The organism is Flavobacterium gossypii (assembly GCF_014138495.1).
GTDB lineage: Bacteria > Bacteroidota > Bacteroidia > Flavobacteriales > Flavobacteriaceae > Flavobacterium > Flavobacterium endophyticum.
Genome location: NZ_JACJIS010000001.1, coordinates 1,054,325 through 1,069,683, shown reverse-complemented (window position 1 = coordinate 1,069,683; position 15,359 = coordinate 1,054,325). Strand labels below are relative to the sequence as shown.

Annotated in this window: 10 protein-coding genes; 5 read left to right on the top strand and 5 right to left on the bottom strand. The window is 37.0% G+C overall.

Translation table 11 applies throughout. The annotated features are described in order from the left end of the window. Positions 1-51 precede the first annotated feature (51 nt). Complete coding sequence (locus tag GGR22_RS05075) at positions 52-1,404, bottom strand: T9SS type A sorting domain-containing protein (RefSeq protein WP_182492810.1); 1,353 nt, start codon at positions 1,402-1,404, stop codon at positions 52-54. 137 nt (positions 1,405-1,541) lie between these two features. Here GGR22_RS05075 and GGR22_RS05070 point away from each other — a divergent pair, with 137 nt between their 5' ends. From GGR22_RS05070 to clpX, 4 genes are all read left to right on the top strand, one after another. Next, positions 1,542-1,910 (top strand): phage holin family protein, encoded by a 369-nt coding sequence (locus tag GGR22_RS05070; RefSeq protein ID WP_182492809.1) that lies wholly within the window; start codon positions 1,542-1,544, stop codon positions 1,908-1,910. A 124-nt stretch (positions 1,911-2,034) separates the two neighbouring features. Further along, positions 2,035-3,360, top strand: coding sequence for a trigger factor (gene tig / locus GGR22_RS05065; protein ID WP_182492808.1), 1,326 nt, complete (start codon positions 2,035-2,037; stop codon positions 3,358-3,360). Between the two features lie 225 nt (positions 3,361-3,585). Further along, a complete protein-coding gene (gene clpP, locus GGR22_RS05060; RefSeq protein ID WP_121375258.1) occupies positions 3,586-4,245 on the top strand; it encodes an ATP-dependent Clp endopeptidase proteolytic subunit ClpP in 660 nt (219 codons plus the stop codon). 75 nt (positions 4,246-4,320) lie between these two features. Further along, the gene (clpX, locus tag GGR22_RS05055) at positions 4,321-5,556 is read left to right on the top strand and encodes an ATP-dependent Clp protease ATP-binding subunit ClpX (protein ID WP_121375257.1); all 1,236 of its coding nucleotides are present in this window, start codon (positions 4,321-4,323) and stop codon (positions 5,554-5,556) included. Positions 5,557-5,623: 67 nt separating this feature from the next. Here clpX and GGR22_RS05050 read toward each other — a convergent pair whose 3' ends face one another. Both GGR22_RS05050 and GGR22_RS05045 read right to left on the bottom strand, forming a co-directional pair. Next, positions 5,624-8,083, bottom strand: coding sequence for an outer membrane beta-barrel family protein (locus tag GGR22_RS05050; RefSeq protein WP_182492807.1), 2,460 nt, complete (start codon positions 8,081-8,083; stop codon positions 5,624-5,626). 156 nt (positions 8,084-8,239) lie between these two features. Then, a complete protein-coding gene (locus GGR22_RS05045) occupies positions 8,240-9,766 on the bottom strand; it encodes a GH3 auxin-responsive promoter family protein (protein ID WP_182492806.1) in 1,527 nt (508 codons plus the stop codon). 126 nt (positions 9,767-9,892) lie between these two features. Here GGR22_RS05045 and GGR22_RS05040 point away from each other — a divergent pair, with 126 nt between their 5' ends. Then, positions 9,893-10,690, top strand: coding sequence for a DUF2797 domain-containing protein (locus GGR22_RS05040; RefSeq protein WP_121375254.1), 798 nt, complete (start codon positions 9,893-9,895; stop codon positions 10,688-10,690). A 50-nt stretch (positions 10,691-10,740) separates the two neighbouring features. On the opposite strand, the gene GGR22_RS05035 is transcribed toward GGR22_RS05040, so the two are convergent. Together GGR22_RS05035 and sppA are read right to left on the bottom strand one after the other, a co-directional pair. Further along, positions 10,741-13,323, bottom strand: coding sequence for an AsmA-like C-terminal region-containing protein (locus GGR22_RS05035; protein WP_182492805.1), 2,583 nt, complete (start codon positions 13,321-13,323; stop codon positions 10,741-10,743). 175 nt (positions 13,324-13,498) lie between these two features. Then, positions 13,499-15,262 (bottom strand): signal peptide peptidase SppA, encoded by a 1,764-nt coding sequence (sppA, locus tag GGR22_RS05030; RefSeq protein WP_182492804.1) that lies wholly within the window; start codon positions 15,260-15,262, stop codon positions 13,499-13,501. Positions 15,263-15,359: the final 97 nt, after the last annotated feature.

Here is a 15,359-nt window from a genome sequence, read left to right as displayed (position 1 = left end):
AATCCCTTTCTGTTTCAGAAAGGGATTTTTGTAATTAAAAACTATTATTAATTATTGTTTTGCAAATTTAACAGTTTCTTTAGCTCCGCTATCATTTGTAGCTGTCAAAACATACATTCCAGTTTCAAGTCCAGAAACGTTTAAGCTAACTTGGTCTTGAGCTGAGAATTTTTGAATCATCACTTGTTTTCCTAATAAATCATAAACTGCAACCTCGTTGATAGAAGCACCGCTTAAGTTTAATTGGCTGTTAGTTGGGTTTGGATAAACTTTGAAAGTTTTGTTAGATGCGATATCTTCTATTCCTAGAGCTGCACCGCTGTATTTGTAAATTCCACCTAAGCCAGTAACACCATCAGTGAAACCTCCAGCCCATCCTGTAGATCCGTCTAAGAATGCGATTGAAGTTCTTTGTGTTCCGCTGTCTATTTGTGTCCATGTAGTTCCATTGTCATTGCTGTAAGCTGAAGATTGAACTGTTCCAGCTGTTCCAGTTCCAACAAGAACTGTAGTTCCTTTAATGTAGGCTACGTTTCTGTAAGGAGCTGTGTAGCTAGCGCCTGTACCCCATGTAGTTCCACCGTCAGTAGTTTTATAAAGAGTATAAGTTGCTGTTGCTTGAGGTCCAGTCCTAGCTATAAGGATACCATTGTTATTATCACTAAAGAAAATTTGTCCTCCAGTATTGGTTCCAGAGAAATCTGTAATAGGAGTGTTTAATTTTGTCCAAGTTGCTCCCATGTCTGTAGTTCTGTATAATTTACCTTTGTTGGTAACAAACCAGAAAGTATTTCCTGCAGCTACGTTTCCTCCGTTATATCCGTATTCGCCAGAAGCAGGGTCTGGTAATGCAGCAGCTGGTACTAATGTCCATGATGTTCCTCCGTTTGTTGTTCTGTAAACTTCAAACTCTCCATTACCTGTACCGATAGGGTCTCCTTGAGTAACGCCATTATTTTCATCAAAGAAATGTACTACGTTAAAATAAGAAGTTAATGTTGCAGGTGCAGCTGTTGTATATCCGCCAGGATTTGAATTTGTCCAAGTCGCTCCGCCATCAGTAGTTTTGTATACACCTCCACCGCCGAATTCTGCGTCTACAGCTCCAGCAAATGCAGTAGTAGCGCTTACAGCTGATAGGTTAGTTATTGTAAGGTTTGGGTCGAAAACTTCGATAGTTCCTGGAATCCAGTTTGCTCCACCATCAGTAGTTCTTGTGAATTCTTGTACAATATCATCACCTGTAGTTCCATCATATCCTAATGCCCAAACTACATTTGCATTGATGATTTCGATATTCTGAACTCCTCTTGAAGCTTCTGCGAAACCTGTGTTTTGTTCTGTCCATTGGGCGTTCATACCCGCTGCAGCGAACAACGATAAAAATAGTAATGTTTTTTTCATAATGTGTATTTGATTGAATTATATGAATTCCAAAGATAAAAAAAATGTTTACATATAAGATTTGTATGATATTTTTTATGCATAAATTAACACATCATAAAAATTGCTATATTTGGGTAAATATAAATCAAGATATTATGAATTTAATTATCAGAATCCTTCTTACGGCTGTTTTAGTAATGGTAATAGCACATTTTATGCCGGGTGTAGCCCTTAAAGGAACACATGGTCTGTCGTCCGATAATTTTGTAACGGCAATTATCGTAGCCGTAGTTTTGGGACTGCTGAATTTATTTGTGAAGCCTATTCTAGTCCTACTGACACTACCGGTGACGTTTATCACTTTTGGATTATTTCTCCTTGTCATCAATGCCTTGATCATTATGCTTTGCGCCAATTTAGTAGATGGCTTTGCTGTTTCTAGTTTTTGGACAGCACTTTTGTTTAGCTTGATTTTGTCTGTTTTGCAGTCTGTCCTGTTCTCCTTGACAGGAGGTGATAAATAATACAGTAGATTTGATAGCAGATAGTTATCGTATTTGTTAATCCTATATTAATACATTAATGTAAAACTTGGTTGGGTTGTAAAAATGTTATAATTTTGCAACCCAATTTTAGTATGTAAAAAAAATGAATATTACAAGAAATAATGTTGACGCTTTAAATGCGATTGTAACGGTTGAAATCTCAAAAGCAGATTATGCTCCTCAAGTGGATAAGGTTTTAAAAAATTATTTGAAAAACGCCAGCATTCCTGGTTTTAGAAAAGGCGCTGTTCCAATGAGCCTGATCCAGAAACAATACGGAAAAGCGGTTTTGCTGGAAGAAGTAAATAAAGTGTTGCAAGAAAATCTGAACAAATACTTAGCTTCAGAAAAATTAGACATACTTGGTAATCCGCTTCCTAAAATGAATGAAAACTTCGATTGGGATGCTGATGATTATTCTTTTGACTTTGAATTGGGTCTTGCTCCTGAGTTTACAGTTGACTTAGAGGCTAAAAATAAAGTAACGTTCTATAAAATTACTGCTGACGATAAAATGCTTAACAATCAAGTAGAGCGCATCCAAAAACAATACGGGAAACTGATTTCTAAAGATACTGTAGAAGAAGGATTCGATTTGACAGGAACTTTTACTAACGAGGAAAACGGAATCAATAATACTGCAACAATTTCTCTTGATGTTTTCAAAGACAAAAAGACAGCTAAAAAATTCATTGGCAAAAAAGTAGGTGATGTCGTTACGTTAAAAACCAAAGGTCTTTTTGACGATGATCACAAATTGATGGATTACCTAAAAGTAGATCACGACAATGTTCACGGCCTTGACATTGATGTTGATTTCAAGATTGAAGAAATCAATGCTACTGAATTGGCAGAATTGAACCAAGAATTATTCGACAAATTGTTCGGGGAAGGAAATGTGACTTCTGTTGAGCAATTAAAAGAAAAAATCAAAGAAGACGCTGAGAAACAATTTGCTTCTCAAGCAGACCAAAAATTCTTGAACGATGTTACGGCTTCTTTGTTAGAAAATACAAAATTCGAATTGCCAGCGACATTCTTGAAAAAATGGATTCAAACTGTTGGCGAAACGCCTTTGACTCCTGAGCAAGCGGAAGAAGAATATGCAAGATCAGAAAACGGACTTCGCTACCAATTGATTGAAGGAAAGGTTTTGGCGCAAAATAACCTTCAAATCACTTTTGAAGACTTGAAGTCCTATACTTCTGAAGTAATCAAAAAACAAATGGCCCAATTCGGACAGATGAATCCTACCGAAGAAGATGTAGAAGGAATCGTAGCACGTGTGCTTTCAAATCAAGAAGAAGTGAAAAGACTTTCAGAACAAGTAATGAGCGAAAAAATGCTGAGCTTGTTTAAAGAAAAAGTAAAAGCAAAAACCAAAGAAGTTTCTTACGAGCAGTTCATCAAAGAAATGTACGGAGAATAATTTCTTGAAAAAATAGTTATCTTTAAGGCGCCAAAATATTTTTTGGCGCTCTTTTTATTTGAAGCCTTTCGGTTTTTTGTCCCTTACTGACGGATTGTCCGATTATTCAAGTTCTTTTCATGTCAACAAGTTCTGATTTAATATTTGCACGAACTTTGCAATAATCAACAGAAAAGAATAAATTAGAGTTATTTATGACTCATAACATTTAACTTATAACTAAAAATGGATTACGGTAAAGAATTTAAAAAGTTTGCTACAAAGCACCAAGGTGTCAATAGCATGTACTACGATAAAATCGTAAACAGCATGACACCATATATTATTGAAGAAAGACAATTGAACGTATCGCAGCTGGATGTATTCTCTCGCTTGATGATGGACAGAATTATCTTTCTTGGAACAGGAGTAGACGACCATGTTGCTAACATCATACAGGCGCAGCTATTGTTCTTAGAAAGTGTTGATTCTTCTAAAGACGTTCAAATTTATATCAATTCTCCAGGCGGAAGCGTTTATGCGGGTCTTGGAATTTATGACACAATGCAATACATCAAGCCCGATGTTGCGACGATCTGTACCGGAATGGCCGCTTCTATGGGAGCAGTCTTGCTTTGTGCTGGGGCAGAAGGAAAACGTTCTGCATTGCCACATTCAAGAGTAATGATTCACCAGCCATCTGGAGGCGCTCAAGGAGTTGCAACCGATATGGAAATCAACTTACGCGAGATGCTGAAATTGAAAGACGAATTGTATGAAATCATTTCGAAACATTCAGGACAGACCTTCGAGAGAGTCCACAAAGACAGCGAAAGAGACTATTGGATGAAAGCGGATGAAGCAAAAGAGTACGGAATGATTGATGAAGTTTTGAGAAGAAGTTAAAAATCAGATGGCAGAAATCAGATTTCAGTCACAGGCTGGAATCTGAAATCTAAAATCTGAAATCTAAAATTAAATATGGCTAAAGAAGTATTAGAGTGTTCTTTTTGTGGAAGGAAAAAGCCAGAAACAAATCTGCTGATTGCAGGGATTGACGCGCACATATGCGACAAATGCATTGAGCAGGCTCATGGAATTGTTATTGAAGAACTAAGGCAGAATAAAAGAAATGGAGCCATGGCTTCGGATCTTGTTTTGCAAAAACCAAAAGAAATCAGGGCTTTTCTTGATAAATACGTAATCGGGCAAGACCAAACTAAAAAGGTAATGTCGGTTGCGGTTTACAACCACTACAAACGTTTGATGCAACAGCAATTAGACGATGAGGTCGAAATCGAGAAAAGTAATATTATCATGGTAGGCCAGACCGGAACTGGAAAAACATTGGTGGCAAAAACCATCGCCAAAATGTTGGATGTTCCATTGGCAATTGTCGATGCGACCGTATTGACCGAAGCAGGTTATGTTGGAGAAGATGTGGAAAGCATCCTGACAAGATTGCTTCAGGCTGCAGATTATGATGTCGCGAAAGCCGAAAGAGGAATTGTTTTTATCGATGAGATTGACAAGATTGCACGCAAAAGCGACAATCCGTCGATTACGAGAGATGTCTCTGGAGAAGGCGTTCAGCAGGCTTTGTTGAAATTGCTTGAAGGAACCGTAGTAAATGTACCGCCAAAAGGTGGAAGAAAACATCCGGACCAAAAATTTGTTGAGGTAAACACTCAGAATATTTTATTTATTGCTGGTGGTGCTTTTGACGGCGTAGAAAGAATCATTTCGAAACGTCTGAATCGTCAGGCTGTCGGATACAGCTCTTCTAAAAAAGCAGATAATGTAGACAAAGACAATCTGTTGCAGTATATTATTCCGAAAGATATCAAAGACTTCGGATTGATTCCTGAAATAATTGGCCGACTTCCGGTTTTGACACACATGGATCCTTTGGATAGAGAAACATTGAGAGCCATCCTGACGGAACCTAAAAATGCTCTAATCAAGCAATACCAAAAGCTTTTTGCTATGGACGATGTAGAGTTCTCTATTTCTGATGAGGCTTTAGATTATGTGGTGGATAAAGCGTTAGAGTATAAATTAGGTGCTCGTGGCCTTCGTTCATTGTGTGAGGCAATATTGACCGATGCAATGTACGATTTGCCAAGTTCTGACGATAAATCGTTAGTAATCGATAAATCCTATGCTGAAAATGCTTTAGACAAAAACTTATTGCAGCGTCTGAAAACAGCTTCTTAAGTTGATTAAATAGAAATGAAAAATCCCGATGAGAATCGGGATTTTTTGTTATACGCTGTTTAGAAAATTAAAGCCCTTTGCCTCCTTCTTTTGCTTTTTCTACTTCAATGTTGGTGTTTTCCGTCTGTAATTTCAAGTTTCCAAAATTGTAAGTCAATGAAATTCGAAACGTTCTGGAATCTTGTTTTTCATAAAATAATGTCCTAAGGTTTTTTCCTTCTACCAAGGCATTTACTTCGTTGGCATTGAATACATCAAAACAATGAACGCCGATTTTTAATTTCTTGTCCATAAAAGTTTTGTTGAACGAAATATCAAACTGCTGGATTGGCCTTTCGATTCGGTAGATTTCCCAGTTTCCTTTTGGAAGGAAAAAGTAAGACATATTATTGATGATACCCCAAGGAAGATGAATTTGTGATTCCGCGCCAAAGTTTACGATTCCCGTATTTTTAAACGTAAAATCATAACCTTCAATATCTGTTTTTACATAGTTGATATTGGCATAGATGTAATTCATCTTGTCAATCTCGTTCATTCGTTTTGTAAACTCTTCCTTGCTCTTGAAGAAATAATCCAACGGAATAGGGAAAGACAAATAAGCGCTAAAAGTCTTGATTCGGTCAAAAGAAGCAAAGGTTCTGTTGCTTACCAATTCGCCGTCCTCAGCGCTAAAGAGAAACTGTGTGTCGTTTTTGGCTATCGTATAATTGGCTCCCAAATTGACGTATTGGAAAGCCGAAATCTTAAATCCGTAATTGTCATAAAAGATAGGCTGTAATGCCATATTTCCGACCGATGTATTGTATCGGTTAAAATTCGAACTGTTGTTAGGGTCGATAGTATAATAGCCTGGCTGGGAAACTTTTTTAGAATAAGAAGTGCTAAAATTGATGTTTTCAGTCGCTTCAAACATAATACTGGCATTCGGAAAAAAACGAGTATTGTTGAATTTTATCTTATCTGCAACCGAGCTGGCTTCTCGCTCTACTTCAAAATTTTCAAAACGCACACCAGCCGTAAGATTGAACTTTTTATATTTTTTTCTCGCTTCTACATAAAACGCCAAATTGTGTTCCGAATAGTCGAAATCAATTTCTGATTCGTAGTGATTAGAATTGAAAATAGCATCGCTTGGTTCTTCGAAATTATATCGTCCAAAATCTTTCACTTTTGTAGTATTGTATTTACCGCCAGTATTTATTGTAAAAGCATACTTTTCAAAAGGGAATGAAAAGTCATATTTTAAATAGTAATTGGTCAGGGCAAAATCAATATCTGAATTGTTATACGTATAAACATTGTTTTCAAAAGAAGTCGATTGGTTCAATGGATTCCTATCAAAAAGATTGGTATAGGCAGTGATGTCAAGTGTTCTTCCCAAGGTGTCGAGTTTTGTTTTGAATTGTAAGCTCAATTCTTGATTGTTGGCCTTTGTTTTGGATATTCCATTATTCGTGAAATCAATAGTGTTACTCAAAGCAGAACTTTTGTTGTCATTCCTGTCGTTGGCAAGACTCATATTATAATTGAAAAGAAGATTGGATTGGTTCGACAATTTGTAATTGATACCCGTTCTCCAATAAAGATTTCTGTATGTGATAAGGTCAAAGCTTTCCTGCTCGAGACGTACCGGCGGATTAAAATAAGTAAATTCTTGCGCGTTACGATTCCTGTTTTCTCTTTCGACGTAATTCACACCAAACATGGTCTGCCAACTCAAGTTGTTTTCTTTGCCATTCAAAAGAATCTGCGGACTTGGCTTTTGATATTTGTTGAAGTTATAATTGATGTTGAAGCTGGCATTCACGCCTTTCATTTTCTTGCCATTCGTCACGATATTAATGATGGAACCGCTGGCATTGGCATCATACGAAGCTCCTGGGTCATAGATGAGTTCTATTTTTTCGATTGAATTGGCAGGAAGGCTGTTCAGGTAATTCTGGAGGTCAGTTCCGGTCAAATTGCTTGGGGCGCCATCAATATAAATCGTAACACCTTTTCCGTTTAAGGTAAGCGAACCAGAAGGAGATGTAATTACTCCAGGAAGCTTTTTGACAGCTTCAAGAGTTGTGCCGCTGTTAAGCAATCCGTTTTCTTTAATGTTGATCGTAGTCTTGTCAGACTCGACTTTCATGTATTGGCGCTGGTTTCCATACACCGTAACTTCGCTGAGTTCATTCGTTTTATCTGTGAGTTCAATATTTTGGATGATTTTCTCGCGATTTTCTGCGGTAACTTCAAATGCAATTTTCGCTTGCTGAATGTTCAGTCCAGAAATGGTAAACGAATAGTTCCCTAATTCTAGCTTTTTTGTAAGCGTAAATTTGCAACCATTTCCTCGGTAAGCTCCGATTTTGGTTTTGCTGTTTCCTTCAATTTTTTCTAAAAGAATTTCTCTTTCCGAAGAGTCGCTTTCGCAAGGAATTCCGTTTTTTGGACTGTTTAGCTCAAGATAAGTAGGAGGCTGTTGTGCGAGTACAAGTTGACTAACGCATAAAGCAAAGGCGACTATTAATGATTTCATTTTGATTAGTTTGATTGATGATGATGTTTATCAGACTTTTCAAAATGAAAATTGTTACAGAAAAAGCTTATTTTTTTGATAACTACAAGCAACTTTAACATTCAGAAGAAGTAAGTCTTTGATTGTGTATGTCTGCTTATCGTGTTTGTCTTAGAATTAAGTAGTAATAGAAAATTGCATGGATTTCAGTTCTTCCAGATAATTCCTCTGGTTGGATAATCTTGGGATTTTATGCTGTCCTCCTAATTTATCTTGCTCTTTCAGCCAGTCATAAAACAAGTTTGTTCTTGCTACATTGATAATCAACGGATTTAAGGTCATGTTGTTATGGCGCTTTGCCTCATAATCAGAATTCAGAGACTGCAAGGTATCGTCTAAAATCTGCCTAAAATCTGTGATATTCTCAGGCGTATTTTTAAATTCAATCATCCACTCGTGAGCGCCTTTTTCTTTTCCTTCCATAAAAACAGGAGCCACCGTATAGTCAATGACTTCGGTGTTGGTCAGTTTGCAGGCTTTGGCTATAGCTCTGTCTGTATTTTCAACAATCAGTTCTTCTCCAAATACGTTAATATGATGTTTTGTTCTGCCGCTTACGCGTATCCTATACGGATTTAAAGATGTAAATCGAATAGTGTCGCCGATCATATAGCGCCATAATCCAGCATTTGTGGTAATTACGATTGCATAATTTTTGTCAAGTTCAACTTCTGATAATCGGATGATTTTCTGTTCTGGTGTCCCAAAAGTATCCATCGGGATAAATTCGTAAAAGATACCGTAGTCTAACATCAGCAATAAATCACTGGAATTGTTGAGGTCTTGTATGGCAAAAAATCCTTCAGAGGCATTGTAGATTTCATAATATTGGAAACCAGAGTTCGGAAGAATTTTTTTGTATTGTTCTCGATAGGGCTCAAAACTAACACCGCCGTGGAAATAGACTTCCAGGTTTGGCCAGATTTCAAGCAGGTTTGTTTTTCCAGTAACTTCTAATGTTTTGTTCATCAGAACTAACATCCAAGATGGAACTCCCGCAAAACTCGTTACATTTTCGTGAATTGTTTCGTTGATGATTGCCGGAATCTTGGCTTCCCATTCGCTCATCAACGATACTTTATTGCTCGGCGTACTGCTGAATTCTGCCCAGATCGGCATATTGTCAATCAATATCGCAGATAAATCACCGAAGAAAGTGTTATTGTCTTCGTACAGCTGTTTGCTTCCGCCAAGACGAAGGCTTTTTCCGGTAAATAATTGCGATTCTTCGTTGTTGTTAAGGTAAAGGCTCAGTAAATCTTTACTTGCTTTATAATGGCAGTTTTCAAGTGCTTCTGTGCTAACGGGGATAAATTTACTCTTCGCGTTAGTAGTTCCGCTTGACTTTGCAAACCATTTTATCGGCGTGTTCCAAAAAACATTCTGCTCGCCTGTTCGCGTCCTTTCAATCAGCGGCTCCAAGTCTTCATAAGTAGAAACAGGAACCCTTTCGGTGAATTCTTGATACGATTTTATCGAAGAAAAATCATACTGTTTGCCGATAACAGTGTATTCGGCAGTGCGGATCAAGTTCAAAAGCAACTCTTCCTGAACTTCATTTGGGTATTTCAGGAACAATTCAATTTGATGGATTCTTTTTTTTAAAATCCACGTTGCCACCGAATTGATTATGGGTAACGCCATTTTTTAGGTTTGAGTTATGATTTATGAGTTACGAATTTCTAACTTTACCAAAAATAACAAAAATTGTCGAAAGTCAAGTGCCAAAAGCCATAAAGCGATCGTCTAAATCATAAACTCAAAAATACAATGCAATACGAAGGTGTTCTTTCAAAAATGGAAACGGAATTTGCGGCTCAGATTCAATATTATCTGACTTTTGAAAACAGTTTCTTGAACGTAAACCAAGCTCTTGATAAAAATATTGAAATCAGTTTTCTCGGTTACCAATGCCTTAACTGTTCCAAAAAGAAAAAGATTTTTCGCCAGGGATTCTGCTATGATTGTTTCTACAGCAGTCCGGCGGTTGGAGATTGGATCATGAGACCCGAATTGAGTACAGCACATTTAGGGATTGCAGACCGAGATTTGGATTATGAAACCAGAGTACAGTTGCAACCACATGTGGTATATCTAGCTTTATCAAGCGAAATAAAAGTAGGCGTGACGCGAAAAACACAGATTCCGACGCGATGGATCGATCAAGGCGCATGTGAGGCGGTTTCTATTGTGGAAGTTCCGAATCGGTATTTGGCTGGAATTACGGAGGTGGCTTTGAAAAATCATTTTGTAGACAAGACCAATTGGAGGAAAATGCTTCAGAACGAAGTGTTGACTTTGGATTTGATAGCTGAAAAAACTAATATTTTTGATAAGCTTCCAGAAGAAGTGAAGCCTTATTTTAATCCCGACTTAGACGAGCACTTTGTGTTGAAATATCCAGTCTTGAGATATCCTAAAAAAGTAACGGGATTGAACCTAGACAAAACTCCGAATTTTACAGGCCGATTAATAGGAATAAAAGGGCAATATTTGATTTTTGAAGATGGGACAGTTTTTAATGTCCGAAGCTTTGAAGGCTACGTCATTGGGATGAATATTTTATAAAAAAAGCCTGCAATTAAAGATTGCAGGCTTTTTTGTTTCAAGTTATAAGTTTATTCTTTTTTCTTTTTATTAAAAAGACCTTTGATTCCTTCGGAGACTTTTGTTTTTACGTCTTCCTTGGTAGGATTCGTCTGTGTTTTAGTTGTATCTTTTTTAGTACCGCCTAGCAGATTTCCTAAAGCGTTGGTTCCTTGAGTAACCAATTTGTCTTTTTGGGTTTTGACTAATTGCGTCGCTAGTTTGGTAACAGCCTGTTCTATATCTGTCGAGACTTTTGGATTTTTAAAATTACCCGTAAGTATAGCCGTTACAGGAATGTTTTCTAATTTGTTAGCTTCGGCAGGGCTCAGTTTTGCGATTAATTTATTTGCTTCTGTTCCCAGGTATTTTGCAGGGACGTCAAATTTCAGGTTGTAATTCATAGACTGGTCAAAACCGTGCTGCCCGCCAACATTTATCTTGATGTCTTGGTATTTGATGTCGAAAGGTTTCACGTTTACTTTCCCATCTTTGAACGTAAGATTTGCTTTTAGGTCGTTCAAGTTTAATTTCTGCAGGTCGATGAATTTTACTTTTTCATCAAGCTTGTTTAAAACGGCAGAATTTTTTGAGTTTATTGTAGTCGAAAGCAATTGCCCGAACAAATCGCCTGAAAGCGTATTGAGGTCTGGCGACATTGTTTTTGCATCCAAATTACCAGAAAGCTTGATGGTCGAATTCAGTTTTCCGTTAATTGCATCGGCAATCGGAGCAATTTTCTTCAACATGTCCAATTGGCTAAACGTCTGATTGATATCTACCGTAGATAAGCCCAAATTCATATTAAAAGTAGGCACTTTGCCTTTTGTAGAAACATCCCCCGTGGCTGTGATTAATCCATTGAAAATTGAAGTTTTTAAATTTTGGAGTGAAACTGCTTCGTCTTTTACGATAATTTTTCCAGAAACGTTTTTAAGGTTTAAGTTGTCATACACTACAGTGTTCGCAGACGCATTCAAGGTTACATTTAAAAGCTTTGGGATCTTGACAGCTTCTGTAGTTACAGTCTTATTATTTACCGTAGTTTCGGTTTTTGACATGAAATCTGATACCAAAAATTGGTTGGATTTCATCGTGAAATTCCCTCTCAACTCTTGGTCTTTGAAAGCATAACCTAAGAAATTTTCTAAAATACCATTTACTTTTAAGTCGGTTTTTCCAGTCGTCATATCCAATTGCTGCAAATTGATTTTTTGGTTTGAAAATTGAGCAACAGCAGTATTGATGGTATAGGCTTTTTTATCGGCATCGACATATTTGAAGCCAGAAATACTTGCGTTTCCGGCAGCTTGAATGTTTTGGTATTGATTTGTTTCTACCGACTTCATATCGAATTTAGTCTCTATATCAGCTTTCAGAATTCCTGAAAGCGGAGTATCTAATTTTACAGGATATGCTTTGGAGACATTTGCAAGATTCACGGTTCCTTTTAATTTGGCATCTACCAACGGATTTTCGACGATGTTTTTTACATTCGCCTGTACATTAAATACATCCTGATCGATTCGGAAAGAAAGCTTGTCAAGGTTTACGTACGTATCGTTCAATATTCCTGTTTCATTGATGATTTTTGTATCAATTACGATATTTTCTACCGATTTTGGAAGGTCAGGATATTTGAACGACGCATTGTTAGAAGCAATGGCCAGATTGAATTTTGGAACGGTCTTATCGCTATACAAACCTTTTGCAAATCCAGAAACTTTAAAATCGCCAGTTGTTTTAACGGTACTCAGGTTTCCGGCATATGCTTCAGGAATAACTCCCAAGAAATTTTTGAATGAGGAAGTCGGTGTCTTGAAAGTCAAGTCGTATTCTTGTCCGGCATCAACAATCTGGATAAAACCATCAAATTCTAACGGTAGTTGATTGATCAAAGCTTTATTGTCTTTGAACGTATATTTGCTGTTTTCTAGATCAATTCCTAATACGGCGTCCAAATCCAATTTGATGTTTTTCATGTAATTGGTCTTGTCCATATCGAGAGAAACCTTTGCAGTAGTTTTGGTTGTCAAATCCAATTTTGAAGCCGCAAAATTTCCTTTTCCTTGGTGATTCAAGCTATCGATGACCATTTTGACTTTGGAACGTTCGTCGAAGTAAGTAAAACGCAGGTTTTCTATTTCGTAATTTTGGACGTTCATGGCAAAAGGCTTGCTTTTAGAATCTTCCTTTTTATCTTTCTTGTCTTTTATGGCGATATCAAAATTACCGACGCCGTTTTTGTCAAAAAGAATATTAATCACGCCGTTTTTTGAAGAAAAGGATTCGATATTCATCGGTTCTCCTTCGCTTTTAAAAAGTTCTTTGATAGACATTTTTAGGTTTACTTCTCCAGCATATACCAAAGTGTCGCCTTCAAACGGAGCCTTGTTGATGATGCTTAATTTATCAATGGTAACGTTCGCGCGCGGAAAGCTCTTGAACAAGCTTAAGTCTACATCGTTAAATGCGACTTTCGCGTCTACATTTTCATTAATTGATTTCAAGACCAGTTGTTTGATCTTGTCTTTGAATAAAAATGGCGCTGCAGCTAATGCAATGATTATTACCAATAGAAATATACCGACGGCTTTTAAAATCTTTTTTAACATAATAAATTTATTTATTTATCGAAATTATAACAAAAATTAAACCAATATCCTTAATAAAAGTATAAATAAGAAAAATTTTAAAGAAGTGAAATCTAAAACTTAATGTTTTCGAAATATATAAATAAAAAATATCAGGGTTTTTGGCCCTGATATTTAGTTTATTACTTAAAAGAGATTATTTGATATTTATCTCATAAGGCATTAAGGCCTGCATTCCTTTTTGAGCGCTCATTCTTCGAATCTGCTCGATCATTTGGTAGTTTTCTTCGCCTACCTCTTCTTTGATAAAGCTTTCTTTCGATTGCATGAATGGCATGCCACCAAAAATATCTGCAAATTTCTTCTCGTATTCCGGATAATCGGCAGTCTTGTAGTCTTTGATTTTAGCCAATTTTGCGGCTTCTTTTATAGCGTCGCCCATTCCTCCAATTTTATCAACTAAGCCAATTTTAATCGCATCAGCTCCAGTCCAGACTCTTCCTTGGGCAATAGAGTCAACTTCTTCAAACTTCATGTTTCTTCCTTTGGCCACACGGTCAACAAAAACTTTGTAGATGTTTTCTACGCTTTCTTGAACCACACTTCTGGTGTTATCGTCTAAAGGAGTGAAGATGCTATATCCGGCAGCATTCTGGTGCGTTTTTACCTCTTCTGTATGAATTCCAATGTTGTTCGTCAGTTTTGTAATGTTTGGCAGCGTACCGAAAACTCCGATTGAACCTGTAATAGTGGTTTCTTCAGCAAAAATCTTGTTGGCGTTACAAGCGATATAATAACCTCCAGAAGCGGCCAGATTCCCCATAGAAACTACGATAGGTTTTACCTTTTTAGTTAGCTCAATTTCTCTCCAGATCAAGTCGGAAGTCAAGGCGCTTCCACCCGGACTGTCTATTCTCAAGACGATCGCTTTAACTTTTTTGTCGTTTCTAGCTTCCTGTAAAGAACGTCTCATCGAGCCTTCGCCGATAATGTTGACATCGCCTTCGCCACTAAGAATGGTTCCTTGCGCATAGATGATGGCAATAGTGTTTTCACTGCTTGGTTTTTTTCCTACGGTCGAGTTTTTATGCGCATAATCGATAATGCTTACCGTGTTATACTCTTCGTCTTTTTTGACTTTAAGCGCTTTTCTGATACCGTTGTGGTATTCGTCTTCATAAGCAATCTTGTCAATCAATTTTTCTGCTTTTGCCATTTCTGGCGTTCTTGCCAAAAGTCCGTTTGCAATTTCATTTAGTTTTTCAACCGGAATTTTTCTGCTTTTTGAAATATCAGCGGCAACCGAATTCCAAACCGAATTCAACAAAGCTGAAATCTGCTCGCGGTTGGCTTCGCTCATTTCATTGGCTAGATAAGGCTCTACAGCGCTTTTGTATTTTCCGTGGCGGATAACTTCCATCTTAACGCCAGTTTTCTCTTGAAAATCTTTGTAGAACATGACTTCCGAAGAAAGCCCTTTGAAATCCATTTCTCCAACAGGATTAAGATAGATTGTGTCGGCAACAGAATTAAGATAGTATTCTTTTTGGGTATACGAATTGGCATAAGCCACGACAAATTTTCCTGATTTTTTGAAATCTTCTAACTTGTCTCGAAGCGCTTTGCTTTGTGCCATTCCTAATAATGACATATTGTTTAGGATGGAAATTCCTTTGATTTTATCGTCGGTTTTTGCCGCATCAATCGCGTTTAGCACATCAGAAAGACCGTTTGTCTTTTCTTCATTCAAAAAGCTGAAATCTTCGTATAAAAATTTCCCTGCGTAGTCGTTTGTAACTTCTTCTAAATTCAGTTCTATTACTGAATTGTCTTTTACTACAACGGTCTTAGAATCGTTACCGCCAAATAATGCGGCAATGATTATAAATCCAAAAAATAGAACGAATAGGAAAACGAATAATCCGATTACGGTTGAAAGTACATTTTTTAAAAAATTCATAGTATTGTTATTTCTTTATAGGTCACATAAATATCGAAAAAGTTACAAATTTCGGCCTAATAATTTCGGATTGCAACTTAAAAATGTGCTTTTGTCT